The following is a 25,270-nucleotide window of genomic DNA, read 5'->3' on the forward strand; positions in this document are numbered from 1 at the left end:
TAGCATCGCTACATGCTTGATCTGGGAAGGCTGAAGGCGCTGCACGCCATCGCCGTGCACGGCACGGTGGGTGCCGCCGCCGACGTGCTCGGCTACACGCCGTCCGCGGTCTCGCAGCAGATCGCCAAGCTCGAACGCGAGACCCGCACCACGCTGCTGGAACGCAACGGCAGGGGTGTGCGCCTCACCGACGCCGCCCGCCTGCTCGCCGAGACCGCGAGCCAGGTGCTGAAGCTCGTCGAGGAGGCGGAGGTCGCGCTGGAGGAACAGCGCGGCGCCGCCATCGGCCGCCTGTGCCTCGGAGCGTTCGCGACGGCCTCCCGAGGCCTGCTGCCCGACGTCCTGGTCGGACTGACCGAGCAACACCCGGCCCTCGACGTTCGCTTGACGGAGATCGACCCGCCGTACGCCACCGAGGCCGTCGCCCGCGGCGAGCTCGACATGGCGATCGTGCACGACTGGGCGAACACACCCCTGCCCGTGCCGGAGTCGCTGTCGCGCGTGTTCATCGGCGACGACGTGGCCGAGGTGCTGATCCCGGCCACGAACCCGTTGTCGCGCAGGGAGTTCCTCGAACCGGTGGACCTCGCCGGTGAGCGGTGGATCTGCCAGACCGAAGGGTCGATCTGCTTCGACTGGCTGGAGCGGACGTTCCACGGCGCGGGCATCGAACCCGTTGTGGCGTACCGGATCAGCGAGTACCGGACGCAGATGGCCCTGCTGGCCAAGGGGATCGGGGTGGCGCTGATCCCGCGGCTCGGCCGGGAGGAGGTGCCGGACGGGGTCGTGGCGGTGCCGTTGCGGCCCACGCCGACGCGGCGCCTGTACGCGGTGTGGCGGACGCAGGCGTCGCGGCGCCCGGCGATCACGGCGACGCTCGAGGTGATCAAGCAGGTCGTGGGTTAGGCCTTGCCCTCACCTCGGCCGCGGAACTTCGTGCCCACCTTGAAGTTGTTCGGTTCCGGGTTGTCGCCGCCCTTGCCCGAGTTGCAGGGGCCGCACATCGCCACGAGCGTCGAACCCCCGGGCCCGCCGTTGTACCAGGTGTTGCGTTCGTCGAAGCTCATGTTGTTGCCGCCGTGGGACATCCAGTGGTTCACGACCGACGGGTTGTGGTCGAACGTGAGCATCTGGTGGTCCTTGTGGTTGATGCGGACCTGGTTGCAGTGCGGGCAGAAGTAGGCCTTGCGATCGCTCAGGGCGGGGGAACCCGCCGGGATGAGAGCGCGCAACCGGTCGAAGGCGTCCTTGCGGTTCTTGCCGCGGGTGGCGTTGTCCTTGTTCCAGCCGCCGTAGACCTGGGGCCGGAAGCTCAGACCGCGGTAGGGGCCCTTGAGCTCCTGTTCGGCGGTCACCCACTCCGATCCGTGCACGAGGTGTTCGAGGCTCTTCATCTTGTACCTGCGTCCGATGTCGACCAGCAGGCCGGCGGCCTCGACGACGTACTCGTTGATGCGCCGATCCAGGTCGGCGGTGTTCTTGCCACCCGGCTGGAACTGCGAGTAGTAGAGGTTCTCCGCCAGGGCGAGGGGACGCTCCACACCGTCGAGCGCCTTGCTCAGGCCCTTGCGGGGCAGGTCCTGCTCGTTGCGTTCGGCCAGTTCGGCACGTGCCCTCGTGAGCAGCTTCCCCATCTCCTCGCGACGGGACGCCATCTCGATCACGAGCTTGGGGCCCGAGGACTTCGCGAAGATCGTGTGGCCGGCGCCGTCCATGTCGACGGGCTTCGAGATGTCGATCGCGGCCGCCGGGGCCTTCTCGCCGCCGGTCAGCTTGCCCTTCACCCACGCCTTGCCGGCGGCGACCTTCGCCTTCACCTTGCCGCTGATCCCCTTGGCGGCCCTGATGAGCGGCCCGGCCAGTGTCAGCCCCTTCTTGATCACCCAGTCCAGCGCCTTGTTCACCGGTTTCTGCAGCGTCTCGATGATCGACCGGATCTTCGCGCCGATGCCGCCGAGCCCGATGGCGCTCGCGAGGAAGCCGATGATGAGCGGGACCATCTGACCGAGCACGTCGTTGATCTTGTTGACGACGCCGCTCACGTTGCCTCGCACGATGTCCGCGACGGAGTCGATCACGGTGTTGACGAACTTCATGATGCGGCTGCCGTTGTTCACGAAGAACATCACGACGTCGTAGATCAGCTTGCAGGCCTTGATGAACGCGGCGGCGGGGTTCAGCAGGCCGATGAGCCAGGTGATGCCCGCGGTGATGATCTTCGTGACCACGAAGTCCTTGACCTGGGCGAGGATCGTCTCCTTGATGTCGCCGAGCTTGTCCATCAGCATCTGCCAGAGTCCGGCGACGCCCTGGGACGTCAGGACCTGGAAGATCTCGACGCCCTTCTCGGCCGCCGACATGGCTTTCTCGCCGATCTGGCGAACCAGGCGGGAGCGGATGTTCGACCAGGTCAGGCCGAAGATCGACGCGAGCAGCCTGACGATGCCGCGCACGTCGAACTTCTCGGGGAGCTCGATGCCCGCCTCGGCCAGCGCGCCGAAGAGCCAGCCCATCAGGCCCTTGCGCAGGTGGTCGAGGATGTTGTCCTTGAACTTGAGGATGCCGCCCTTCACACCGGCGATCAGGTTGCCGAGGAACTCGACGGGCTTCTTGACGATGTCGCCGACCACCCCGGCGGCGCGGGACAGGACGTCGCGCAGCATGGCGGCCAGCTCGCGGATCGTGGTGATCACGCCCTTGACGGCGTCGATCGCGGCGTCGACGAAACCCTTGTTCTCCGCCTGCAGGGCTTCGACGCGTTCGTCGAGTCCTTGGCGCGCCTCGACGTACTTGCTGGCGAGGGTGTCCACGACGGCGTTCTGCTTGTCCGTGACGTCGCTTTCCAGCTGCGAGAACCTGTCGCCGATCTCGGCGGAGGCCTCGGCGCCCACCTTCCGCAGGTCGGGGGAGAGGGTCTTCACGAACGCGGCGATCTCCGCCTTGCCGGACGCGATCCGCTGCTTGGCGAGGGAGAGGTCGCCGCCCACGACGTCGGCGACGTGTGAGATCACGCCGTCCATCTGCTTGAGGTAGAGCTCGCGGCCGGCGGTGTAGAACTCGTTCACCTTGTCCGGCATGCCGAGCAGCTTGTCCTTCGCCCAGCGGAACCCGCCGAGCCAGCCGCTGTAGCGGTCCTGCTTGTAGGCGCCGACCTTGGCCGTGACGAACGACTCGAACGCCTGTCTCGCCTGCGCCTCGCCTTTGGTGAACGCCTCCTCGACCTTGGGGTCGATGCCGTCGAGGATCTTCTTCACGGCGGTCTCGGTGGCCGCGAAGATGCTCTGCACACGGGTCGTGACCTCGGCGCGCTTGGCCTCGTCCTTGGTCTTCGTCTTCCCCTTGTCCGCCACCAGGCCCGCGAGCGCCGCGCCCTTCGCGCCCTGCATTCCCGCCACTCCCGCTGCGGTGACGGCCCCGGCGTCGGCCTTGGCCTGGCCGAGCACCTGCTGTTCCTGCTCGCGGAACTGGCCCGGCGCGGTGTCGGCGTGCGCGGCGGCGGTCTGCTTCGCGTCCAGTGCCTGCTGGAACTGTGGTTCGTTCGAGTGCTGGAGCTGCTCGTCGGTGACGTCGCCCTGCTCCTGCGCGACCTGCTGCCTGCCCGCGCTCAGGTCGGTCCGGGCCGGCGTCGCGGGCTTCGGAACGGCTCCGGCGGCCGGGATCGGCGGTGCCGTGCCGGGGTTCTCCGGTGCCATCGGGGTGACGGGCTTCGGCACGGCCTTCGACTGGTCCGGAGGCGCTTCGGTGGCGGCCTCGACGTCCTTGGTCTGGCCATCCTTGCCCTGCGAGACCATGCCCTTCACCTCGGCGCCGACGCCGTCCGCCTTGCCCTGCGGTGAGGTGGCCTCCTGCAACGTCTTGGGCGACTTGGCCTCGATCGCGGTCTTCACCGCCGCGATGAACGCCTGCTTGTCGAACGACCCCGCCTGCTGCGCGTCCATCGTGTCGACCTTGGACGCCTTCGCCTGGCCCGCCAGGTCGTCGGACGGGGCCTGCGCGGCGTCCTGCGCCTCCTTGGCCTTCGCCGACGCGGGCGGGTGCGCCTTCTTGGCCGCGGCGAAGCCCTTGACCTTCTCGGTCACCTGCAGGAACGCCGGATCGGCCGCGGCGACGGCCGGAACCGCCGGTGCCGCACCGGGTCGCGCCCCCGCGGAACCGGCCGGGGAGGCAGGCCGGGCGCCCGCCTTGCCCAGCTTCGACTGCGCGGGCACGGGTTTCGCGGGAGGCGTGGGCTTCTTGGGCGCGACCGCGTTCGGGCCGAACCCCGTCGTCGTCACGGCGAGCGCGGACGCCGGTGGCTTGGGGCCTTCCAGCGTGACCGGCACCCCGGCCGTCTGCGCCGCCTTCAACCCCTTCTCGACGGTGTCGATCTCCGGCTCGTCGCGGCGGACCTCCTTCAGCGCCGCGTCGATCGCGCTCTCGTCGGGCTGCTTCTGCTTGGCCGCCATGAGTGCGCCCACGGCGGCGTTGCCCGCGTCGCGTTGCAACGCGAGCAGGGCGTGCGGGCTCCCGGAAACGCGGACGGCCTGACGCCTGCCGTCAGCGAGAGCCTCCGTGACCTCGGCTTCCCGGCGTGCGGAGACCATGTCCCGAGCCTGACTCGCGAGGGCACTTCGCGGACCTGGCCGTCAGACACCCCGAAGGGCGGGAAACACCGCCCTAAGGGGCAATGACGACGTGCGGCTTCTTGGGAGCCATCACCTTCAGCACCGCCTTGGCCTCGCGGACGACGCCGGCCATGTCCCTCTTCGTGGTCTTGAAGTACGGCTCGATCGTCAACGTCGCCGCGTCCTTGTTCTCCACCACGTTCCAGGTGCCGCGCAGGAACCCGTCCACGAGGAACGTCGGCGGGAACACGCCGTTGCGCACCGCGCCCCACCGCGACCGCGCGTCCTCGCTCATGATCCGCTTGCGGTCCGCGTGCCCCAGCAGCACGTTGTCGAACGCGGGCAACAACCGCGCGGGCGCCGGGACGTCCTCCGACACGATCACGCCGTCCGGCACGTCCAGCAGCACCTTGCCGTCCTCGTTCCGGTACTCCACCAGGTCGAGGTCCGCCGCGTGCGCCTTCAGCCCGATCAACCGCGACCAGGCCTGCATGTCCGCGAGCGTCGCCGGACCGAACGCCCGCAGGTACCGCTGGATCAGCTCCGGTACCGCAGCCTTCTCGGGGAGGTCGCGCCCGAGCCACGTGGCCATCGCGACGTTCTGCGGCACCCCGCCCACACCCCAGATCCCGCGCGGCGGCACCTGGATCATCGGCACCAGCATCTGCGCCTGCGTCGACATCTCCCGAGCCTTGGCCTCCGGGAAGTGCTCCTCCAGGTGCGCGCCGATCTCCGCGACCGTCCGCGGTTCGGCGTCGATGTACTCCCGCGTGATGCGCGCCAGCTTGTCGAGATCGATCTCGACGCGGGTGGCGGGCGGCATCACGATCTTGGCCCACTTGTTGAGCTCCGGCTGCAACGCCGTCCGCATCAGGTACACGTCGTTGGCCGAGATCAGGTGCAACGTGCCGCGCCACAACGTCATCCGCACCAGCGAACGGTCGATGATGAGCTTGCTCAGCGCGTCGACCTTGTACGGCTTGAGCCGCGTCCACAGCGCGAGGTACGGCGGTATCGGTGCCTGCGCCTGCAGGCCGCCGAGGTGTTCGACGGCCTCCACGATCGGCATGGACGTCCGCTCCAACAGCAGCTGCCGCGCGAGCAGGGTCCGGTTGAGGGTGCGGTTCGAAAGTGTTGTGCTCACAGCGATCCGAAGAACTTCCTGATGTCTTGGACCAACAGGTCCGGCTCCTCCATCGCGGCGAAGTGGCCGCCGCGGTCGAACTCCGTCCAGTGCACGATCGACGGGATCATCTTCTCCGCCAGCGACCGCACCGGCAGGCTGAGGTCGTGCGGGAAGACCGCGACACCGGTCGGCACGGTCGAAGGCTGCTGGTTGCCCCAGTTCGCCGACTGCTCCTTGTAGAGCGCCGCCGACGAGCCCGCCGTGCCGGTGAACCAGTAGACCGACACGTTCGTCAGCATCTGGTCGCGGTCCACCGCGTCCTCGGGCGCACCCTCGTTGTCCGTCCAGTCGTGGAACTTCTCCGCGATCCACGCGAGCTGCCCGACGGCGCTGTCCGTCAGCGCGTACGACAGCGTGCGCGGCCGGCTGCGCTGCAGGTGCATGTAGCCGGAGAGCTCCTTCTGGTAGTGGTCGAGCGACTCCAGCGCGCGCATCTCCTCGTCGCTCAGGTCGTTGACGCCCTGCGGACGGAAGGTCTGCAGCATGTTCACGTGCACGCCGATGACCTGCTCCGGGAACACCCGGCCGATCTCCTGCGCGATGCCCGAGCCCCAGTCGCCGCCCTGCGTGCCGTAGCGGTCGTAACCCAGGCCCTCCATGAGCTTCGCGAACGCCCACGAGACGCGCAGGACGTTCCAGCCGGGCTTCTTGGTCGGGCCGGAGAAGCCGAAGCCGGGGATCGACGGGATGACCAGGTGGAAGTCCTGGGACAGCGGCTCGATCACGTTCAGGAACTCGACGAACGAGCCGGGCCAGCCGTGGATCAGCAGCAACGGCGTCGCGTCCGGGTTCTGCGAGCGCACGTGCAGGAAGTGGATGCGCTGCCCGCTGATCTCGGTCGTGAACTGCGGGTAGGAGTTGAGCCGCTCCTCCTGCACACGCCAGTCGAACCCGTCGCGCCAGTACTCGGCCAGCGGGCGCAGGTAGCTCAGCGGGATGCCGTAGGACCAGCCGACACCGGGCGGGTCGTCCTCCGGCCAGCGCGTGCCGGCCAGACGCGAGCGGAGGTCGTCGACGTCGGTCTGCGGGATCTCGATGCGGAACGGCGTGATCTCCATGGCCCCCACGCTATGAGCTCGTGCGGACAGCCGTTGTCCGCGATTTGGCGTCGTGTCCACAATCTTTGCCAGGTCTATTTCGCGCCCAGGAGGGCGCCTCACGGCACCGCCCCCACGCCCCGATATGCCCGATATCGAGACGTGGGGGCGGCACCGCGATGCACCCGCCTGGCCCCGAAATAGGCCGACAAAGGTTGTGGACACGCCACCTAGCAGAACTTCTCGATCAGCTCCTCGAAGAAACCGCCTGCCTCGATCGCCGCCTTCTCCTGGTCACCGTCCCGGACCGCGTGCAGCAGCCCGGTGTGCGACACCTGGTCCTGACCAGGCTGGCTGGTGTCGACAGAGGCCGCCACCGAAGCTTTGACCGCCTCGGTCAAGCCCTGGTAGAGCTCGGCTAGAAGCGTGTTGTGCGAGCACTGCACGAGCAGCACGTGGAACGCGGTGTCGTGCTCGATCACCTCGGCCCACTGCTCGCCCTCCATCGCCGCGTCGCGCTTCTGCAGCAACTCGGTGAGGCGCGCAAGTTCGGCGTCCGTGCGATGCTTCGCGGCCAGGCGCGCCCCCTCCATCTCGAGGGTGCGGCGGACCTGGAGCACCTCCTTGAGCTCCGTCCCGCACATGCGGCGGACCGCGCCGGAGATCTCGCTGGTCGCGCGGACGAACGTGCCGTCGCCCTGCCGCACCTCCAGCAGTCCGGCGTGGGAGAGCGCGCGCACGGCCTCGCGGACCGTGTTCCGCCCCACCCCGAGCGCGGTGACCAGCTCGGGCTCGGGCGGGATGCGCTGCCCGACGGGCCATTCACCAGTCGTGATCGCGCCGCGCATCTGCTCGATCACCTGGTCGACGAGGCCCGCCCGTCGGGTAGTGGCCAACGGCACAGCGTCATCCTTTCATCCGAACATCCTACGTCTGCGATAGTGAAGCGCGTGACGATGAAGCAGACGACTCTTGCCGCACAGACTGCCACCGATCGAGGTCGCAGGGTGACGGTCGTCATGAATCGTCACGTTCCGCTGGTCGGGTCCGCGTTGCTCGCGATCGGGGTCGCCCTCGCTGCCGCGAATCTCCGTCCTGCGGTGACCAGTCTGGCCTCGGTGCTCGGTGATGTCCGCGCCGCCCTTGGGGTTTCCGCCGCTTGGACCAGTGCGCTGACGGCCGTTCCGGCGCTGTGCTTCGGCTTCGCCGCGTTCGCGGCCCCGTGGCTGGGTCGCCGCCTCGGCATGGCTCGTGCGATCGGACTGTCACTAGGGGTGCTCACGCTCGGCCTGGTGCTGCGCGTGATCGACGGTCCGTGGGTCGTGCTGGGCGGCACCTTCATCGCGTGTGCTGGCATCGCGGTGTCCAACGTGCTGATCCCGGTGGTGGTGAAGGCGTCCTTCCCGTCCAAGGTCGGCCTGATCACCGGTGTGTACACGGGCGCGCTGTCCGCCGGTGCCGCTCTGGCCGCCGCGCTGACGCCGCGGCTGGAGGACTGGCTCGGCTCGTGGCGGCTGGCCGTCGGCGCGTGGGCGTTGCTGTCACTGGGCGCGGTCGTCGTGTGGAGCGCCGCGGCACGGCACGGCGCCGCGGCCTCGGTGGTGCGGTCTGTCGCCCCGGCGGAGAAGCGGTCGATGCTGCGCAGCCCGCTGGCGTGGGTCATCACCGTGTTCTTCGGGCTGCAGTCGCTGTTCGCCTACACCGTCATGGGCTGGCTGCCCGCGATGCTCGTCGACTCCGGCGTCGACCGGAACACCGCCGGCATGCTGCTCGCCGTCTCGATGCTGCTGAGCGTTCCGGTCAGCCTGTTCGTGCCGCCGATCGCCGCCCGGTTCTCCAGCCAGGCGCCGATGGTGCTGGCGCTGGGCGTGCTGTCGTTCGCCGGGATCCTGGGCATGCTGGTGGCACCCGCCGCCGCTCCCGGGCTGTGGGTCGTGCTGATCGGGTTCGGCATGGGCATGTTCCCGCTGGCGCTGCTGGTGATGTCGCTGCGCACCAAGTCCACTTCGGACACCGCGCGGCTGTCGGCCATGGCGCAGAGCCTCGGGTACCTGATCGCGGCCTCCGGGCCGTTCGCGTTCGGGGTGCTGCGGGAGGCCACCGGGACGTGGACGGCGTCGCTGACGTTGCAGCTCGTGCTGCTGGCCGCGCTCACCGTGCTCGGCGTGCTCGCCGGGCGTCCGCGGTACGTCTAGCCAGTCGGCCGGTGCACGCGGGCCGGCTGGTCAGGAATCGAGAAGCGATGCGTTCGCGCTGGTCCTAGCGTTGTCGGCATGGACATCAGCATTCACGCCACGTTCCTCCCGACCACCGACCCCGACGCCTCGCTCGCGTTCTACCGCGACCTGCTCGGCTGGGAGGTCCGGGCCGACGTCGGCAAGGGCAAGATGCGCTGGATCACGGTCGCACCCGTCGGGTCCGCGTCCTCGGTCGTGCTGGAGCCACCTGCCATGGCCGAAGGGCTCAGCGACTCGCAGCGCACCGCTATCGCCGAGATGATCGAGAACGGCTCGTTCGCGTTCATCACCCTGGCGACGCCCGATCTCGATGCCGCTTTCGACAAGCTGCAGGCGGGCGGAGCGGACGTCGTGCAGGAACCGACGTCGCAGCCGTGGGGTGCGCGTGACTGCGTGTTCCGCGACCCCGCCGGCAACACCGTGCGGATCCAGCAGGCCTGACGTCCTCAGTTCGAGACGAAACCGCGGTGCAGCACCGTGAGCTGGTCGGCGAGGTAACGGGCCCAGGCCTTCGCGCGGTCCCAGTCCGGTGCCGCGCCGCCGAAGCTGACCGGACCGACGGCACCGAGCTTGCGGACCATGCGCGTGACGTCGTTCGGCACCGGGGGCGTGCCGCGGTGGAACAACCACATGGGCGTGTACTTGAGGGAAACCCTGTGCCGCGCTACGAACCGTTGCGCATCACGGGTCGCCGCGTCCCCCATGATCACGGCACCGAACCCGTGCAGCGATTCGGCCGCGGCGACCGAGAGCACGGTGACTCTCAGCCCGCAGCCCGCGAGTTCGGTGCCGATGATCCCGGCTATCTCGTCGGTGGCAGCGATTTTCGACGTGTAAGCGACCAGGACTCTGTCTGTCATCGCTGCATCGTGGTCGGTGCGGCGGATTTTCAACAGCGGCGGAAGTCCCTGTCACTCAAGGCATTCAGTCCAGAGGAAGGTTCAGGAGCGCGTTCTCGACCAGTTCGGGCATGGCCGGATGGATCCAGTACTGCCCCCGTGCCATGGACTTCGCGTCCAGACCGAAGCTCATCGCCTGGATCAGAGGCTGGATCACCGTCGACGCCTGCGGGCCGATGATGTGCGCGCCGAGCAGCTGCCCGGTGGCCGGGTCGGCGATCAGCTTCGCGAAGCCGGTCGTGTCCTCCATCGCCCAGCCGTACGCGATGGACGCGTAGGCCTGGCTGGAGGTGACGTACCGGATGCCCTTCGCCTTCGCCTCCTCCTCGGTGAGACCGACGCTCGCGATCTGCGGGCTGGAGAAGACGGCGGCCGGGACGAAGCGGTGGTCGCTCTTGATCTGGTCGTCCGGGTTCACCAGGTTGTGCTGGACGACCTTCGCCTCGTGGTTCGCGACGTGCTTGAGCTGGTAGTCCGAGCTGATGTCGCCCAGGGCGAAGATGTGCGGCTGGCTCGTGCGCTGGTACTCGTCGACCTTGACGCGGCCGTCCTCGTGCTGGTCGATGCCGGCGTTGCCGACCTGGAGCAGGTCGCTGTTCGGCTGCCTGCCGACCGCGATGAGGAGCTGTTGCGCCTCAACGGTTTCCTCGCCGTTGGGGCCTTCGAGGTGGAGCCTCACGCCGGTGTCGGTCTTCTCGGCGCGGGTGGTCTTGCGGTTGAGCTTGACGTCCCACTTGTCCTTGGCGATGTTCGTGAAGCGCTCCGCGATATCCAGGTCCTCGTGGCGGAGGAGGAGGTTCGAGCGGGCGATCATCGTGACCTTGACGCCGAAGCTGCTGAAGACGTGGGCGAACTCCGAGGCGATGAAACCGCTGCCCACGATGATCAGGCTTTCGGGGAGCTCGTCCAGGCGCATGATGGTGTCGCTGGTGTGGAAACCCGTGGTGTCCAGGTCCGCGATCGCCGGGATGGTGGGACGGCTGCCTGCCGCGATCACGACCCGGTCGGTGGTGATCGTCTCGCCGGTGCCGGTGTCGATCGTGTGGGCGTCGATGAAGTGGGCCGTGCCCTCGTAGACCGTGACGTTCGCGTTCTCGTTGGCCCGCCAGTTGCGGCCGCCCTCGGCGATCGGGTCGATCCTGTTGAAGATCCGGTCTCGGATCTCCGGCCAGTGAACCGCGTCCGTGTGCGCGTCCACGCCCAGCTTCTTGGCGTTCGCAGGGGCTGCGGCCTGGTCTGCTGTGTGGACGAACATCTTGGTGGGGATGCAGCCCACGTTCAGGCAGGTGCCGCCGAAGGTGCCTTTTTCCAGGATGGCGATCTGCCAGCCTGCCGTGGCTTCCGTCGGGATGCTGTTGCCGGAGCCGGTGCCGATGATGACCAGGTCGAAGTGCCTCACGTGTGGATCCAACCATTTTGGGGGGATGGGTGTTCCCCTTTGTGGGGTTACGTGGGGCTTACGGGGTTGGTGGGGGCTGGCGCTTGTGTGGGCTGGCCGTTGTGTGTGGGCTGACCGTTTGTGGGGCCAGCTTGCGTGGGGCGAGCTGTGTGTGGGGCGAGCTGTGTGGGGCGAGCTGTGTGGGGCGAGCTAAGACGGTGGTCACCTTGAGGGCGGCCAGGTCACCTTGCGTGCTTTCCCTGGGGCTCTGCCCCAGACCCCGGCAATCTGATCAGGGGGCCAGCGCCATGCGTGGGTAGATGGCACGCCTGTTGCTTAGAGCGGCTGCCTGTTTCGTAGTTTGGTTGCGTTGGCGGTGGGGTCCCATCACAAGCCGAGCCAAGAGCGGGCCACATGCCTGGAGGGGTGTCAAGCGGACGAAAAGCGTGTCCGCTTGACACCCCTCCAGGCATGCAGCAAGAGCTATGGCGCGACTCGTGATGGAACCCCACCGCCCAGCTCTTATGGAAAGACGGCTCGCCTTCGGCATCGCGGTTGATCCGGCGCGTCAGGCGGGTCAGGCGGGTGGGTGTGTCAGGCGCGTTAGTGCTGGTAGGTCGGGGTGATGATGGCCCTGGCCAGGGTGTGGAAGGCCAGGTTGAAGCTCACCACTGCTGCTGAGGCGTTCTCGTCCACGTCCAGTTTGTCCACGTCTACCGCGTGCACCACGAAGTAGTAGCGGTGGGGGTGGTCGCCCTTCGGTGGGGCCGCGCCTCCGAAGGCTCGGGTGCTGTAGTCCGAGCGGACGTGGAACGCGTCGCCTGGGAGCGTGTCGTCTGAGGCGCCTGCGCCTGTGGCCAGTTCGGTGGTGGTGGCCGGGAGGTTCACGGCCACCCAGTGCCAGAAGCCCGAGGGGGTCGGGGCGTCCGGGTCGTAGCAGGTCACCACGAAGCTGCGGGTTTCCTCCGGGAAGCCCGACCAGGTCAGGTGCGGGGAGGTGTTGCCGCCCTCGAAGACCTGGGCGTCGGGGAGCTGTTCGCCGTCGCGCACGTCCGTCGAGGTGACGGTGAAGGTGCCGACCTGCGGTAGCAGCTGGTAGGGGTCGGGAGCGACTGGGCGCTCGAGGCTCATGGGAGTCCTCCTTTTGTGATCACCTCGACCCTAGCCCCGTGCAACCATGAGGGCCTGCGCGACGTCTTTCGCGTGGAGGGGGATTTTCATGTCCAGACTGCGGCTTCTTGCTGCCTTTTTGCTGGTTGCGGGTGTGGTGTCGTGTGCGGACGCGGCCGACTCGCAGTCCGGTGGGCCCGTGCTCACCACTTCTGCCGCGCCGGTCACGACGACGACCACCACGCCACGGCCCGCACGGATGTTCGAGCCGCCCTATCCATATGGGACGGTGCAGGCCAAGGCGCCTGCTGTTGTCGACGGGATGGTGCCCGTTCTCACGCGGATCGAGACGGACAAGCCGTACGTGTTCATCACCATCGATGACGGGGCCGTGCAGCATCCGAAGGCCCGGGAGCTGATGATCTCGGCCGGGGTGTGGCCGTCGGTCTTCCTGAACACGAAGTACGCCGAGGGGCACAAGGACTACTTCAAGCAGCTGCCGGTGACCGTGCACAGCCACACGACCAACCACCCGAACCTCATGGGGAAGGGGTTGGAGTTCCAGAAGAACGAGATCTGCGGGAACGCGGACTTCCTGGCCTCCGAGTACGGGAAGCGGCCCACGTTGTTCCGGCCGCCGTTCGGGAACTACGACTCGACGACCCGGCACGCTGCTGCCAGTTGTGGGTTCAAGGCGCTGGTCAACTGGACCGCCGCCGTCAACGACGGGCGGGTGCAGTTCCAGCAGGGGGACAGGCTCAACCGCGGGGACATCGTGCTCATGCACTTCCGCACGACGTTCGTCGAGGACTTCACGGCCTTCTTGAACCGGGCGAAGCAGGACGGGCTCACGCCGGTGCCGCTGGAGGACTTCCTGGGGTAGCGGGCAACCCGGGGGCGTCGTTGCGCGTGTCGTGCGCGGGCGGCCTTTCCGGGGAAGAGGGGGAGAGATGAAGCGAATCGCTGTCAGCTGACGAACATCCGGACCGGCAAGCACGACGGGGTCGAACTGCGCTTCGGGCAACCCCGTTGCCGTGTCGGGGAACGAGATCATCGAGACGATGTTCCACGGTGCCGCGTCGTACGACGAGAACTTCGACCCGACCTGCACCGGGCCGCGCAACTTCGTGCTGACCAATCCAGACCGAGTCGTCATCGACGTCTGCTCGCACTGACGCAACTGTGGCCTGGGTCACACGTCCTGTAGACATCACAGAGCCCTGGAGAGGGGGCCGAAGATGAACAAACGTCTTGCCGCGCTGCTCGTGGCGGTGCTGGCCGTGTTCACACTGGCGCCGGTGGCGTCGGCGCAGAGCACGCCCACGCTGTCGAACATCCGGACCGGGCAGAACGTCGGGTTCAGCCGCGTGGTGCTGGACCTGACCGGGCTGCCGACGGAGCACCGGGTCAGCGAGGTCACCAGCGTGTCGCAGTGCGCGTCCGGGAACCCGATCACCGTTGCCGGGCCTGGGATCAACGAGATCCTGTCGGTCACGCTGATCGGCGCGGCCGCGCACGACGACAACGGGAACCTGACGTACACGGGGTCGCAGAACTTCGCGACGCCCGGCCTCAGCCACATCCGCGGGGTCGCGCTCACGTGCGACTTCGAGGCCACGCTCGGTGTCGCCGTCGGCTACACCAATCCCTACTCGTGGCACCGGGTCTTCACGCTGACGAGCCCGAACCGGCTCGTCATCGACGTCGGCCTGTAGACAGCGAAAAGCCTCGTGGGGGCAGCAGTCGCCGCTACTGCCCCCACGAGGGGTCTGTTCGTCACGCCGCAACGGTCGCGACGCTCTCCTTCGAGAGTGCGTGCTCCAGCACCTGGGCCACGTCCGAGACGAAGTGCACCGTCAGCTGCTCACGCACCGACTCGGGCACGTCCTCCAGGTCCGGCTCGTTGCGCTGGGGCAGCAGCACGGTCGTGATGCCCGCACGGTGAGCGGCCAGCAGCTTCTGCTTCACGCCACCGATCGGCAACACCCGGCCGGTCAACGAGATCTCGCCCGTCATCGCCACGTCGGAGCGCACCGGGCGGCCCGAGAGCAGCGACGCCAGCGCCGTCGTCATCGTGACGCCCGCGGACGGTCCGTCCTTCGGCACCGCACCCGCCGGGACGTGGATGTGCACTCCCCGGTCGGCCAGTGACGCGGCCTTCTCGTCGTGCGACCGCAGGTACGACAACGCGATCTGCGCGGACTCCTTCATCACGTCGCCCAGCTGGCCGGTCAGCGTGACGCCGGACGCGCCGGTGTCCTTCGGGGCCAGCGAGGCCTCGATGAACAGCACGTCGCCACCGACCCCCGTCACGGCCAGACCCGTTGCCACGCCGGGAACAGAGGTGCGCTCCGCTGACTCGGGCGTGTTCTTCGGGCTGCCGATGTAGGACTTCAGCGACGGCTGGTCGACCGTGATCGGGAACTCCGCCTCGCCCAGTGCCACCTTCGCGGTCGCCTTGCGCAGGATGCGCGCGAGGGCCCGTTCCAGCTGCCGCACACCGGCTTCCCGCGTGTACTCGCTCGCGAGCTGGTGCAGCGCGGGCTTGTCGAAGGTGACGTCCTCGGGCGTGAGGCCGGCGCGTTCGATCTGGCGGGGGAGCAGGTGACCGCTGGCGATCGTCACCTTCTCGTCCTCGGTGTAGCCGTCGAGCTGGACGAGCTCCATGCGGTCGAGCAACGGCGCCGGGATGGACTCCAGCACGTTCGCGGTCGCGAGGAACACCACGTCCGACAGGTCGAGCTCGACCTCCAGGTAGTGGTCGCGGAACGTGTGGTTCTGCGCCGGGTCCAGCACCTCGAGCAACGCCGCCGTCGGGTCGCCGCGGTAGTCCGAGCCGACCTTGTCGATCTCGTCGAGCAGCACGACCGGGTTCATCGAACCGGCCTCGCTGATCGCGCGGACGATCCGGCCCGGCAGCGCACCGACGTACGTGCGGCGGTGACCGCGGATCTCGGCCTCGTCGCGCACGCCACCCAGGGCGACGCGGACGAACTTGCGGCCCATCGCCCGTGCCACGGACTCACCGAGCGACGTCTTGCCGACGCCGGGAGGGCCCGTCAGCGCGAGCACGGCGCCGGAACGACGGCCGCCCACCACGCCCAGGCCTCGGTCGGCACGGCGCTTGCGCACGGCCAGGTACTCCGTGATGCGCTGCTTCACGTCGTCGAGGCCCGCGTGGTCGGCGTCGAGGATCTCGCGCGCCGCCTTGATGTCGTAGGAGTCCTCGGTCCGGGAGTTCCAGGGCATCTCGAGAACCGTGTCGAGCCACGTCCGGATCCAGCCCACCTCGGGCGACTGCTCGGAGGTGCGCTCCAGCTTGTCGACCTCGGCCAGCGCGGCCTTCGCGACCTTCTCCGGCAGGTCCGCCGCCTCCACGCGGGCGCGGTAGTCGTCCTGCTCGGTCGCGGGCTTGCCGTCGAGCTCGGCCAGCTCCTTGCGGATCGCGGCCATCTGCTGGCGCAGCAGGAACTCCCGCTGCTGCTTCTCGACGCCTTCCTTGACGTCCTTCGCGATCGTCTCGTTGACGTCGAGCTCGGTCAGGTGCGCCTGGCCCCACTCGACCAGCTTCTCCAGCCGCTCAGTGACGTCACTGGTCTCCAGCAGCCAGATCTTCTGCTTCTCGTCGAGGTACGAGGCGTAGCCCGCGAGGTCGGCCAGCGCCGACGGGTCGCTGATCTGCTGCACCGAGTCGACCATCTGCCACGCACCGCGCGTCTGCAGGATGTTCGTCACGAGAGCGCGGTACTGCTTCGCGAGCTCTCGCGTGCGGTCGGTGACCACGGAGTCGTCGGCGATCGTCGCGTTGACCCACAGGGCCGCGCCCGGACCCGTGGTGCCCGTGCCGATGCGGACGCGCTTGGTGCCGCGCACGACGGCAGCGCGTTCGCCACCGGGCAGGCGGCCGACCTGTTCGATCTCGGCCAGCGTGCCCACGGCCGCGTACTTCCCGTCCAGCCGTGGGACGAGCAGCACTTGATGATTCGCCGCGGTCGTGGCCGCGTCTACGGCCGCGCGGGCCTCGGCGCTCGCGTCCGCACCGGAGATGCGGATCGGCACCACCATGCCGGGCAGCACCACGACGTCGTCCAGCGGCAGTACCGGCAGGGCCAGGGTTTCGCCCATCTCGTCATCCTCCAAAGTTGAGTCTGTACCGCTCAACCAACTGGAGTCTGCCGGTGTTCCCCTGTCGTGTTCGCTGTCAGCGAGCAGTGGCCCGAAGGCGTCTGACCAGCGCGATCTCGCCGGTCACACGGGCGAGCGCGGTGCTCGTGGGGCACGCCGACAGCACGCCCACGGGCTTGCGCCGCAGGTCGAGGCGGTCGCCGCCGGGAAATCTCACCGAGCACCGGTTGGCCGCCGCGACGAAGGGCAGGACCACCTCGCCTGCCTCGACCGTACGCCCGCTCAGCACGAGTGGGCCGGGCGTCCGGCGGGCGGGGGCGACGGGGATCGGGGTGTCGTAGCGGAGGAGCTCCTCGACGGCGTCCCGGGCGAGCTCCGGGGTGTTCCTGAGCAGGTCGGCCTGAGCGGGATGGTCGTGCAACGCGCGCAGGGCGTTGGTCAGGAACGCCTGCGTGGTCGCGAGAGCGGTGGCGGCGAACGCCTCCACGCCGCGCGCGAGCGCGAACGCCTCCGCCGCCGTGGCCGCGACCGACTGCGCGAAGGTGGTGTCGTCGGCGTCGAGCATCTCGAGGGTGCTCAGGGTGATCACCGGCCGGGCGAGCTTCACGGCGCGGGCGATCGTCCGTTCGGGTAACGGCTCCGGGGCACCGGAATCGATGCCGAGCACTGTGAGTACGTCGTCGTAACGCGTGATGCACCAGCCACCGATAGCGGCGTCGAAGTGCACCGGCGAGCGTTCCCTGAGAAGGCGGAACCTCGCGTGGCGTGCAGCGGTGCTGGAGTGCATGGTTCCTCACACGTGGCCGAAACCGCCCTGGTTCGGATGTGTGGCGGTGGACACCCGTGCGGCGACAACGGAGGATGCGCACGTGATGGAAGAGCTGAAGTGGGTCCCGTCCACGGTCGACGTCACGCGCCCGAGCGTGGCGCGGATGTACGACTACTACCTGGGCGGCTCGCACAACTTCGAAGCCGACCGTGCCGCCGCCAAGCAGGTGGAGCAGATCTTCCCCGGCGTCGCCCAGAGCGCGCAGGCGAACCGCTCGTTCCTGCGCCGGGTCGTCCGCCACCTGATGACGCAGGGCGTCGACCAGTTCCTCGACCTGGGGTCGGGCATCCCGACCGTGGGCAACGTCCACGAGATCGCGCAGCACGACAACCCGGACGCGCGCGTGGTCTACGTCGACTTCGAGCCCGTGGCCGTGTCGCACAGCAACGCGCTGCTCGCCGACAACCCCCACGCGAACGCGATCCTGGCCGACCTGCGCGCCACCTCCACGGTGCTGGCCGGCGCCCGCGAGACGCTCGACTTCTCCCGCCCGGTCGGTGTGCTGGTCATCGCCGCACTGCACTTCGTCTCGGACACCGACAGCCCGTACGAGGCCATCGCCCAGTACATGGCGGACCTGCCGGCCGGCTCGTACCTCGCCATCACCCACGCCACCTGGGACACGCTGTCCGAGGAGGAGCTCGCCGAGGCCCGTGAGGTCGCCAAGATCTACAGCAACTCGGACAACAAGCTCACCATGCGCACACACGCCGAGGTGACGCGGTTCTTCGACGGCATGGAGGTGCTGGAGCCGGGCGTCGTCGCGGTCAACGACTGGCGCCCGGACTCCTTCGACGATGCCCACGTGGGCATCTACGGTGCCGTCGGCCGCAAGCTCTGAAGCAGCCTGTCCCTGATCTCGTTCGTCTCGCGGTCGGTGAGGGTGCGTTCCGGCGCCCTCATCGTCACGCGGATGAGCACGTTCTTCTGACCGGGCAGGGCTTCCAGCCTCGCTCGGACGTGTCCGGGAAGATCCTCCGTCCTGGTCTCGCCGAGGATCTCGATCTCCTCGACCACGTCCTCGGGCACCAGCGCGCGGATGCGGTCGCCGAGCGTCTCGACGTCCTCGTCGCCGCCCGCCATGATCGAGATGTCCCTGATCGCGGCCGGGTGCCGGGAGATCGGCCGGTACTCGGTGAGGTCCAGCATCTGCGCCGCGATGCGCTCGTCGGCGTTGCGCAGCAGGCGGATGTCCGGGATTCCCTTGCGCAGCATGAGAATCCTGTCCAGCCCCATACCCAGCGCGAGGCCGTGCGGGTGGTCTTTGAGCACGTGCCGCGCGGCGCGTCCGCACTCGGCTATCTCCACCCACTCACCGTCGTGCTCGACGTCGATCTGCTTGCCGTGCGTGGTGTACGGGTGCTCGGCATCCGTTGTGCGGTAACGCTTGCCGGGGAGCAACGTCGTGACGACGCGGTGGATGAGGTCGTCGAGCGACTCCTCGTTCCTGCTGATCCGCCAGACGTCGAGCTGGTGCGGGGTGCCGGTGTGCAGGCGGTCGACCGTGTCGCGGCGGTAGACGAGGCCGGGGCAGACGAGCGTCACGTCCGGGGTCGCGTCCCTGAGCGCGGGCGGGATCATCGCCGAGGTGTGGCTGCGCAGCATGCACGTCTCGCTGACGTACCTGGTGTAGCGGGCCTCGCGGGTGATGGCGTCCCTCGGGTAGCCGAGGTGTTCGTAGTTGTGCTCGATCGGCACGAGCGGGTGGTGGCGGACCTCCCGCGGGTCGTCCAGCACGGCTTCGAGGTCGGCGATTAGGAGCTGGAGCGCGTGCGGGCCCTGGGCGGGATCGGTGAGATCGCGGACGTTCAGGGCGTGCACGAGTTCTTCGGTGCGGTACATGGGGATTCCCGTTCTGCTGGTCGGTGTGGGGTGCGGAGTCCCCCGACCAACGGGAATTTCAGGCGCGCGCCACCCACGCGGGTCGGGGGTGGCTAAATCGCGTCACGGGACCAGGCTAGCCGGTCTACTCGGGTGGCGTCAGCCGCAAATCGGGATCCACCGGCGGCACCCCGTCGAACGGCCCGTCGTCCTTCAGCCGTCCGACGTGGTCGAGCGCGACCTCGATCCCGTCCCGGAACGGATCACCGTCGGCCGGCGGGGTGCGGAACCACTCGTGCAGCTCGGCGGGGATCTCGAACCGCGCGAGCACGTCGTCGTACAGCGCGTCCCGTTCGGCGGCCTGCACCCCGAGCTCCTGGTACTCGCGCAACGCCATGCGGAGCCGGATCCAGCGGTAGCGGTCGGTGTTGTGCCGCTGCTGGAACCGTTCGCGCAGCATGTCGCCGGCCTTCTGCCCGCGCAGGGCCAGCCGCTCGATCGTGTCCGGCGGCATGAACAGGTTCGAGCCGCCCTCGTCCTCGGACTGCCGCACGTGCGCGATCCTGCCCCGGTAGCCGGGCAGCGCGGACTGCATGGTGTCGCGCCAGTCCAGGAACGTGTCCAGGATGGACATCAGGAACCGCGGCACCGAGCTCAGCGTCGCGTACGGCGTGCCGGAGGCCGCCGCGTCCTGCTCCGGCAGCCACACGTCGTTCTTGTCGCCGTTCGGGTAGGGCTGGATGGTGAGGCCGAACGTGGGCCAGCGCGGCAGCAGCGCGTCGAAGAAGTGGATGGGGAAGTTGCTGGTGATGCCGCCGTCGGAGAACCAGTGCACGCGCCCGTCCCGGCACAGCGGCACGGCGGCGAACAGGCCGGGGAACGACAACGACATCCGCACGGCTAGCACGACCGGGAGATCTTCCTTCGGCGGCAACGTGCACAACGGCATGTGCTCGTGCAGCGGGCACTTCAAGGCGGTCTCAGCACCGTTCAGCTGCTCCACGACCCGTTGCGGCAACACGTAGCGAAGGCACTCCTCGCAGTACTGCCACTCCTCCTTGAACGGCAACCGGTACGGCCGCCCCTCGGACAGGTCGGTCGTCATCAGCACGAGGTTGATGTCACCGAGGTCGCCGAACGTCAGCGCCTGGGAGGTGCCGGCGATGTCGTCGAGCTGGTCGGCGATCCAGTCGGCCAGCGGCGGCACTCCGGTCGACTTCGGCACCCCGGCCAGCCGGTCGAGCCACGACGGCGTGAAGTCGCCCGTGCCCGGCACGAGTCCGAAGTGGATGGACCGCGCGTTGTTCTTCAGGAACCGCTGCATCGCGTACCCGTACGTGACGATCAGCGCGCTGACGGCCGCCAGCGACAGCACCAGCCACACCAGGAGCACGATCGCCGCGGTGGCGTAGTGCCGCGAGAACGCCAGCCCGAGCACCAACGGCACCGCCGCGACGACCCAGACGGGCCACGGCAGAACCGACCGCAACGGCCACAGCACGATCACCAGGCACGCCAGCGCCACCACCGAGACCGTCACCGCGAGCCAGCCCGGATAGGCCGACGGCGCGAGCCACGCCGAGTACAGCACCGGCCCGCCCAGCCACAGCGACGCCATCAGCGCCAGCACGCCCTTGGCACGCCACCCGACCGCCCCGAGCAACGCGAAGAGAAGACACGAGATCGCACTGCGCCCGGTCGTCTCGCGCTTCTGCATGGACGCCACGACGATCCGGTACAGCGCCCGCGTCTTCTCGGCGGGCTGGAACAGCTGCGCCATCCGCCACCGCTCGGCACCCGACCCGGACGTGAACCACGTGATCAGCCCGGCCAGCTTGTCGAACCCGCCGGACGCACGCCCGCGTTCGGCCGCGGCCGTGAACCCGGCGGCGATCGCCCCGGCGGACGCGCCACCGATCTGCTTGAACTCGTAGTGGCGGGCCAGCGAGGCGACCGCGAGCGGGTACACGACTCCGCTGGTCGTGCCGCCCCGCATGGTCAGGTCGCAGTAGCGGTCGTACTCCATGTGCCGATGATCGCGCGGTCAGGGCGGCGCGATCAAGGAGTTCACTCGGACGCCGCAGGTTCGATCGGCATGCGTTCCACCGTCAGCCACCACGAGATCACGTCCTGCGCCACCTCGGCCACGGGCTGGTCGGCGGACACCACGTAGTCCTCGATCCACGAGTCCGCGAAGAGCATCTCCAGCTCCTCGGCCCGGTTGAGGTGCCACCGCAGGTCGGCCTCGGCGTGGTGCCGCCGCACGAGTCGCTCGTGGACGACGGACAGGTCCGCCTTCAGCCGGCAGACGTTGAGCTTCGCGCCGACGACCTCGGCGTACCGCTCGCGGTCGGCGCGGCTCTCGACCACGCCCGCGAGCACGATGCGCTGCACCCCGGCTTCGACGTAGTTGCGCACCACGGCCCGCAGGTTCCGCAGTTGCAGCTCGAAGTGGAACGGGTCGTCGGCGGGCGCGGGCCAGCAGGACGACAGCCAGTCGAGGTCGATCAACGCGTGCGGGACCTTCGCCTCGGCGAGGCGCGAGCCGACCTCCTCGGCCACGGTCGTCTTGCCCACCCCGACCGGACCGGTGATCAGCAGCGCCTTCACTTCGCCACCTCGGCGAGCTCGGCCGGCGTGCCGGACATGATCACGCGGACGTGCTCGGTCACCTTCTCGACCGGCCAGTCCCACCACGCGACGTGTTCCAGCAGTGCGATGTCCTCGTCGCTGTAGCGCTTCTTGATCAGGCCGGCGGGGTTGCCGCCCACGACGCCGTACGCCGGGACGTCCGACACCACGACCGAGCCGGCGGCGATGATCGCGCCGTTGCCGATCCGCACGCCCGGCATGATCAGGGAGTTGTAGCCGATCCAGACGTCGTTGCCCACCACCGTGTCGCCCCGTGAGGGCGCACCGAGGGCGATGTCCAGGGTCTTCTCGCCCCAGACGCCTCCGAAGATGGTGAACGGGAAGGTCGACACGCCCGCCATGCTGTGGTTCGCGCCGGACATGATGAACCGCACGCCCTCGGCCAGCGCGCAGTAACGGCCGATGACCAGCTTCTCGGTGCCGTAGTTGTAGAGCACGTTGCGCTGCTCGAACTCCGTGGCGTGGTGCGGATCGTCGTAGTAGGTGTACTCGCCCACCTCGATCTGCGGGTTCTTCACCAACGGCTTCAAAAGCACCGTGCGCGCGTAGTCCGGCAACGGGTAGAGGTTGTCGGGCGAGGGGATGGTCACGGTGCTCCGATCGGCTCTTCGCTGAACTGAGTGCGGTACAGCTTGGCGTAGTGGCCTTCCAACGCCAGCAACGCCTCATGCGTACCACGTTCGACGATCTGCCCGCTGTCCACGACGAGGATCTGGTCGGCCGCCCGGATGGTCGAGAGGCGATGCGCGATCACCAGTGACGTGCGGCCCGCCAGCGCCTCGACCAACGCCTCCTGCACGGCGGCCTCCGAGCGCGAGTCCAGGTGTGCGGTCGCCTCGTCCAGGATCACCACGCGGGGCTTGGCGAGCAGCAGTCGCGCGATCGTGAGCCGCTGCCGTTCGCCACCGGAGAGACGGTAACCGCGTTCGCCGACGACGGTGTCCAACTGGTCCGGCAGCGACGCCACCAGGTCCGCGAGGCGGGCGCGGGTCAGCGCGTCCCAGATCTCCTCGTCGGTGGCGGTGGGCGCGGCGAGCCGGAGGTTGGCGCCGATCGACTCGTGGAACAGGTGCCCGTCCTGCGTCACCATGCCGACGGTCTCGCGGATCGCGTCGAACGACAGGTCGCGGACGTCCACACCGGACAGCCGGACGGACCCGGAGTCCGCGTCGTACAGGCGGGGCAGCAGGGAGGCGATCGTCGACTTGCCCGCACCCGACGCGCCGACCAGCGCGATCAGCGACCCCGGCGCGGCGACGAACGAGATCCCGCCGAGGATCTCCTCACCGCCGCGGGTGTCGAGCGACGCGACCTCCTCCAGCGAGGCGAGGGAGACCTTGTCCGCGGACGGGTAGGCGAACTTCACGTCCGAGAACTCGACCTCCACCGGGCCGTCGGGGACGACGGCGGGCGCAGGCTTCTCCTTGATCAACGGCGGCAGGTCCAGGACCTCGAAGACCCGCTCGAACGACACCAGCGCCGTCATCACGTCCACCCGTGCGCCGGCCAACGCCGTCAACGGCGCGTACAGGCGGGTCAGCAGCAGCGCCAACGTCACGATCGTGCCCGGTGCCATCTGCCCGGCGAACACGAAGTACCCGCCCAGCCCGTAGACCAGTGCCAACGCCAACGACGACACGAGCGTCAACGCGACGAGGAACAGCCACTGCGCCACGGCCGTCCGCACGCCGATGTCCCGCACACGCCGCGCACGAGAGCCGAACTCCGCGCTCTCGATGGAGGGCCGGCCGAACAGCTTGATCAACGTCGCGCCCGGCGCGGAGAACCGCTCGGTCATCTGCGTCGTCATCGCCGAGTCGAGGTTCGCGGCCTCGCGGTGCATCGAAGCCAAACGCTTGCCCATCCGCCTCGCGGGCAGCAGGAAGATCGGCAGCAGCACCATCGCGAGCACCGTGACCTGCCACGACAGCGTCAGCATCACGACCAGGGTCAGCGCCAGCGCGATCACGTTCGTGACGACCCCGGAGATCGTCTCGGAGAACGCCCGCTGCGCCGCGATCACGTCGTTGTTCAGCCGCGACACCAGCGCACCGGTGCGCGTGCGGGTGAAGAACGCGATCGGCATCCGTTGCACGTGGTCGAAGACGGCCTGCCGCAGCCGCAGGATCAGGTCTTCGCCGACCCGCGACGACTGCCAGCGCTCGAGCAGCGAGAACCCGGCCTCCAGCACCGCCACCCCGGCGATCGCCAGCGCGAGCCACACGACCAGTCCGTAGTCCCGGCCACCGATGATGGTGTCGACGACCCGTCCGGCCAGCACGGGGGAGACCACCGCGAGCACCGCGGCGACCGACGAGGTGGCGAGCAACGCGTACACCGCACGGCGCTGCGGGTGGGCGAACCGGGCGACACGCTTCAACGTCGCCCGGCTCACGCGACGGCTTTTCTCGTCCTGCATCGCGCTTTCGAGCGCGTACCAGGCGTTGAAGTCGATGTTCATGACGACCAGTCTCGAACCTCGACCTACAACGAGGTCAAGCCGTTTTCAGGAACTCGTCGACCTCGGCGAGAGCCGCCGCACGCACGGGCTCGGGCGACAGGAACAGGTCGTGCATGCCTGCCTTGATCTCCACGACCTTCACCGACGTGCCGAGCTTGGGGCCCCACTTGCGCATGCCCTCGACGTCGAGCACGGCGTCCGCCTTGGACACGTCCTCGCTCCACGCCTTGGCGTTCAACATGCTCCTGTCGGAGTGCAGCACCAGCACCGGCACGCGCACGTCGAGTCCGTTGTGGACCTTCTCCTGCGCGATCAGCACCGCCCGGATCCACCCGGCGAGCACCGGGAAGCCCGCCAGGGGCTTCCACTTCAGGTCGAAGTCCCACTCGCCGTTGCGGGAGTTGTGGATCGCCGCCCCGTACGCCTCACCGAGGTTCGCGCGGATCTTCACCTTCGGCGCGATCCCGCCGATCAGCTTCACGACCTGCCGCACCAACGGCGGTTCGACGACGTCGAGCCACGGGCTGTTGAGCACCAACGCGTCGATGAGGTCGCTGGAACGTCGTTCGTGTGCCCACAACGACGTCGTCAGGCCGCCCGTCGAGTGGCCCATGAGGACCACGCGCGAGTGTTCTTCGCGAACGACGGCGATCGCGGCGTCGATCTCCTCGAAGTACACCGCGATGTCGGTCGTGTAGTTCGGCAGTTCGCCGTCGCGCAGCGAGCGGCCGTACCCGCGCAGGTCGACGGCGTAGAAGTCGTAGCCCTGGGCTGTGTAGTGCTCGGCCACGTGCTCCTGGAAGAAGTAGTCCGCGAAGCCGTGCACGTAGAGGATCGCGCCGCGGTCGTTGGCCACCGCACGGCGGCGGACCAGGGTCGCTGAGGCGCCGCCGCGCAAGGGCAGGACCGTGGTGTCTTCGTCGGTGCTCAC

Annotated in this window: 22 protein-coding genes; 7 read left to right on the forward strand and 15 right to left on the reverse strand. The window is 68.7% G+C overall.

Annotated features, from left to right (window positions below):
- Window positions 1–12: 12 nt before the first annotated feature.
- The gene (locus ACWF7A_RS23355; RefSeq protein ID WP_452252580.1) at window positions 13–906 is read left to right on the forward strand and encodes a LysR family transcriptional regulator; all 894 of its coding nucleotides are present in this window, start codon (window positions 13–15) and stop codon (window positions 904–906) included.
- Here the strand turns inward: ACWF7A_RS23355 and ACWF7A_RS23360 are convergent.
- The 4 genes from ACWF7A_RS23360 to ACWF7A_RS23375 all read right to left on the reverse strand — a co-directional run bounded on the left by ACWF7A_RS23360 (window position 903) and on the right by ACWF7A_RS23375 (window position 7,729).
- A complete protein-coding gene (locus tag ACWF7A_RS23360; RefSeq protein ID WP_452252581.1) occupies window positions 903–4,583 on the reverse strand; it encodes a phage tail protein in 3,681 nt (1,226 codons plus the stop codon). The two genes, ACWF7A_RS23355 and ACWF7A_RS23360, sit on opposite strands and share 4 nt — an antisense overlap.
- A gap of 73 nt (window positions 4,584–4,656) precedes the next feature.
- A complete protein-coding gene (locus ACWF7A_RS23365; protein WP_452252582.1) occupies window positions 4,657–5,748 on the reverse strand; it encodes a winged helix DNA-binding domain-containing protein in 1,092 nt (363 codons plus the stop codon).
- Window positions 5,745–6,848 carry an epoxide hydrolase family protein gene (locus ACWF7A_RS23370; protein ID WP_452252583.1) on the reverse strand — a complete coding sequence of 368 codons (1,104 nt, stop codon included), beginning with the start codon at window positions 6,846–6,848 and terminating at the stop codon, window positions 5,745–5,747. Before ACWF7A_RS23370 ends, ACWF7A_RS23365 begins: the two co-directional genes overlap by 4 nt.
- A gap of 209 nt (window positions 6,849–7,057) precedes the next feature.
- Window positions 7,058–7,729, reverse strand: coding sequence for a FadR/GntR family transcriptional regulator (locus ACWF7A_RS23375; RefSeq protein WP_452252584.1), 672 nt, complete (start codon window positions 7,727–7,729; stop codon window positions 7,058–7,060).
- A 117-nt stretch (window positions 7,730–7,846) separates the two neighbouring features.
- Between ACWF7A_RS23375 and ACWF7A_RS23380 the strand changes: the two genes are divergently transcribed.
- Window positions 7,847–9,022: an MFS transporter gene (locus ACWF7A_RS23380; protein WP_452252585.1), complete on the forward strand. Its 1,176-nt coding sequence runs from the start codon at window positions 7,847–7,849 to the stop codon at window positions 9,020–9,022.
- 78 nt (window positions 9,023–9,100) lie between these two features.
- Window positions 9,101–9,505, forward strand: coding sequence for a VOC family protein (locus tag ACWF7A_RS23385; protein ID WP_452252586.1), 405 nt, complete (start codon window positions 9,101–9,103; stop codon window positions 9,503–9,505).
- Between the two features lie 5 nt (window positions 9,506–9,510).
- On the opposite strand, the gene ACWF7A_RS23390 is transcribed toward ACWF7A_RS23385, so the two are convergent.
- From ACWF7A_RS23390 to ACWF7A_RS23400, 3 genes are all read right to left on the reverse strand, one after another.
- On the reverse strand, window positions 9,511–9,924 hold the full coding sequence (locus ACWF7A_RS23390) for a hypothetical protein (protein ID WP_452252587.1): 414 nt from the start codon (window positions 9,922–9,924) through the stop codon (window positions 9,511–9,513).
- Between the two features lie 64 nt (window positions 9,925–9,988).
- Window positions 9,989–11,362, reverse strand: a complete 1,374-nt coding sequence (locus tag ACWF7A_RS23395; protein ID WP_452252588.1) for a mycothione reductase — start codon at window positions 11,360–11,362, stop codon at window positions 9,989–9,991.
- 582 nt (window positions 11,363–11,944) lie between these two features.
- Entirely contained in the window at window positions 11,945–12,472 is a 528-nt protein-coding gene (locus ACWF7A_RS23400; protein ID WP_452252589.1) for a YbhB/YbcL family Raf kinase inhibitor-like protein, read from the reverse strand.
- A gap of 88 nt (window positions 12,473–12,560) precedes the next feature.
- Here ACWF7A_RS23400 and ACWF7A_RS23405 point away from each other — a divergent pair, with 88 nt between their 5' ends.
- From ACWF7A_RS23405 to ACWF7A_RS23415, 3 genes are all read left to right on the forward strand, one after another.
- Window positions 12,561–13,334: a polysaccharide deacetylase family protein gene (locus ACWF7A_RS23405; RefSeq protein WP_452252590.1), complete on the forward strand. Its 774-nt coding sequence runs from the start codon at window positions 12,561–12,563 to the stop codon at window positions 13,332–13,334.
- Between the two features lie 151 nt (window positions 13,335–13,485).
- On the forward strand, window positions 13,486–13,626 hold the full coding sequence (locus ACWF7A_RS23410; protein WP_452252591.1) for a hypothetical protein: 141 nt from the start codon (window positions 13,486–13,488) through the stop codon (window positions 13,624–13,626).
- Between the two features lie 63 nt (window positions 13,627–13,689).
- Window positions 13,690–14,166, forward strand: coding sequence for an AMIN-like domain-containing (lipo)protein (locus ACWF7A_RS23415; RefSeq protein WP_452252592.1), 477 nt, complete (start codon window positions 13,690–13,692; stop codon window positions 14,164–14,166).
- A 61-nt stretch (window positions 14,167–14,227) separates the two neighbouring features.
- Here ACWF7A_RS23415 and lon read toward each other — a convergent pair whose 3' ends face one another.
- Window positions 14,228–16,576: an endopeptidase La gene (lon, locus tag ACWF7A_RS23420; protein ID WP_452252593.1), complete on the reverse strand. Its 2,349-nt coding sequence runs from the start codon at window positions 16,574–16,576 to the stop codon at window positions 14,228–14,230.
- 76 nt (window positions 16,577–16,652) lie between these two features.
- Window positions 16,653–17,363, reverse strand: coding sequence for a hypothetical protein (locus ACWF7A_RS23425; RefSeq protein ID WP_452252594.1), 711 nt, complete (start codon window positions 17,361–17,363; stop codon window positions 16,653–16,655).
- 85 nt (window positions 17,364–17,448) lie between these two features.
- On the opposite strand from ACWF7A_RS23425, the gene ACWF7A_RS23430 reads away from it, so the two are divergent.
- Window positions 17,449–18,246: an SAM-dependent methyltransferase gene (locus tag ACWF7A_RS23430; RefSeq protein ID WP_452252741.1), complete on the forward strand. Its 798-nt coding sequence runs from the start codon at window positions 17,449–17,451 to the stop codon at window positions 18,244–18,246.
- Here ACWF7A_RS23430 and srmL read toward each other — a convergent pair.
- The 6 genes from srmL to ACWF7A_RS23460 form a co-directional block, all read right to left on the reverse strand.
- Entirely contained in the window at window positions 18,219–19,247 is a 1,029-nt protein-coding gene (srmL, locus tag ACWF7A_RS23435) for a PheS-related mystery ligase SrmL (RefSeq protein WP_452252595.1), read from the reverse strand. The genes ACWF7A_RS23430 and srmL overlap by 28 nt on opposite strands.
- A 124-nt stretch (window positions 19,248–19,371) precedes the next feature.
- The gene (locus ACWF7A_RS23440; RefSeq protein ID WP_452252596.1) at window positions 19,372–21,252 is read right to left on the reverse strand and encodes a patatin-like phospholipase family protein; all 1,881 of its coding nucleotides are present in this window, start codon (window positions 21,250–21,252) and stop codon (window positions 19,372–19,374) included.
- Between the two features lie 41 nt (window positions 21,253–21,293).
- The gene (locus ACWF7A_RS23445; protein ID WP_452252597.1) at window positions 21,294–21,836 is read right to left on the reverse strand and encodes an AAA family ATPase; all 543 of its coding nucleotides are present in this window, start codon (window positions 21,834–21,836) and stop codon (window positions 21,294–21,296) included.
- On the reverse strand, window positions 21,833–22,468 hold the full coding sequence (locus ACWF7A_RS23450; RefSeq protein WP_452252598.1) for a CatB-related O-acetyltransferase: 636 nt from the start codon (window positions 22,466–22,468) through the stop codon (window positions 21,833–21,835). Before ACWF7A_RS23450 ends, ACWF7A_RS23445 begins: the two co-directional genes overlap by 4 nt.
- Entirely contained in the window at window positions 22,465–24,339 is a 1,875-nt protein-coding gene (locus ACWF7A_RS23455; protein ID WP_452252599.1) for an ABC transporter ATP-binding protein, read from the reverse strand. The genes ACWF7A_RS23450 and ACWF7A_RS23455 overlap by 4 nt, the downstream gene beginning before the upstream one ends.
- Before the next feature lie 34 nt (window positions 24,340–24,373).
- Complete coding sequence (locus ACWF7A_RS23460; protein ID WP_452252600.1) at window positions 24,374–25,270, reverse strand: alpha/beta hydrolase; 897 nt, start codon at window positions 25,268–25,270, stop codon at window positions 24,374–24,376.

The sequence above is a fragment of the Lentzea sp. NPDC055074 genome, from assembly GCF_053608005.1.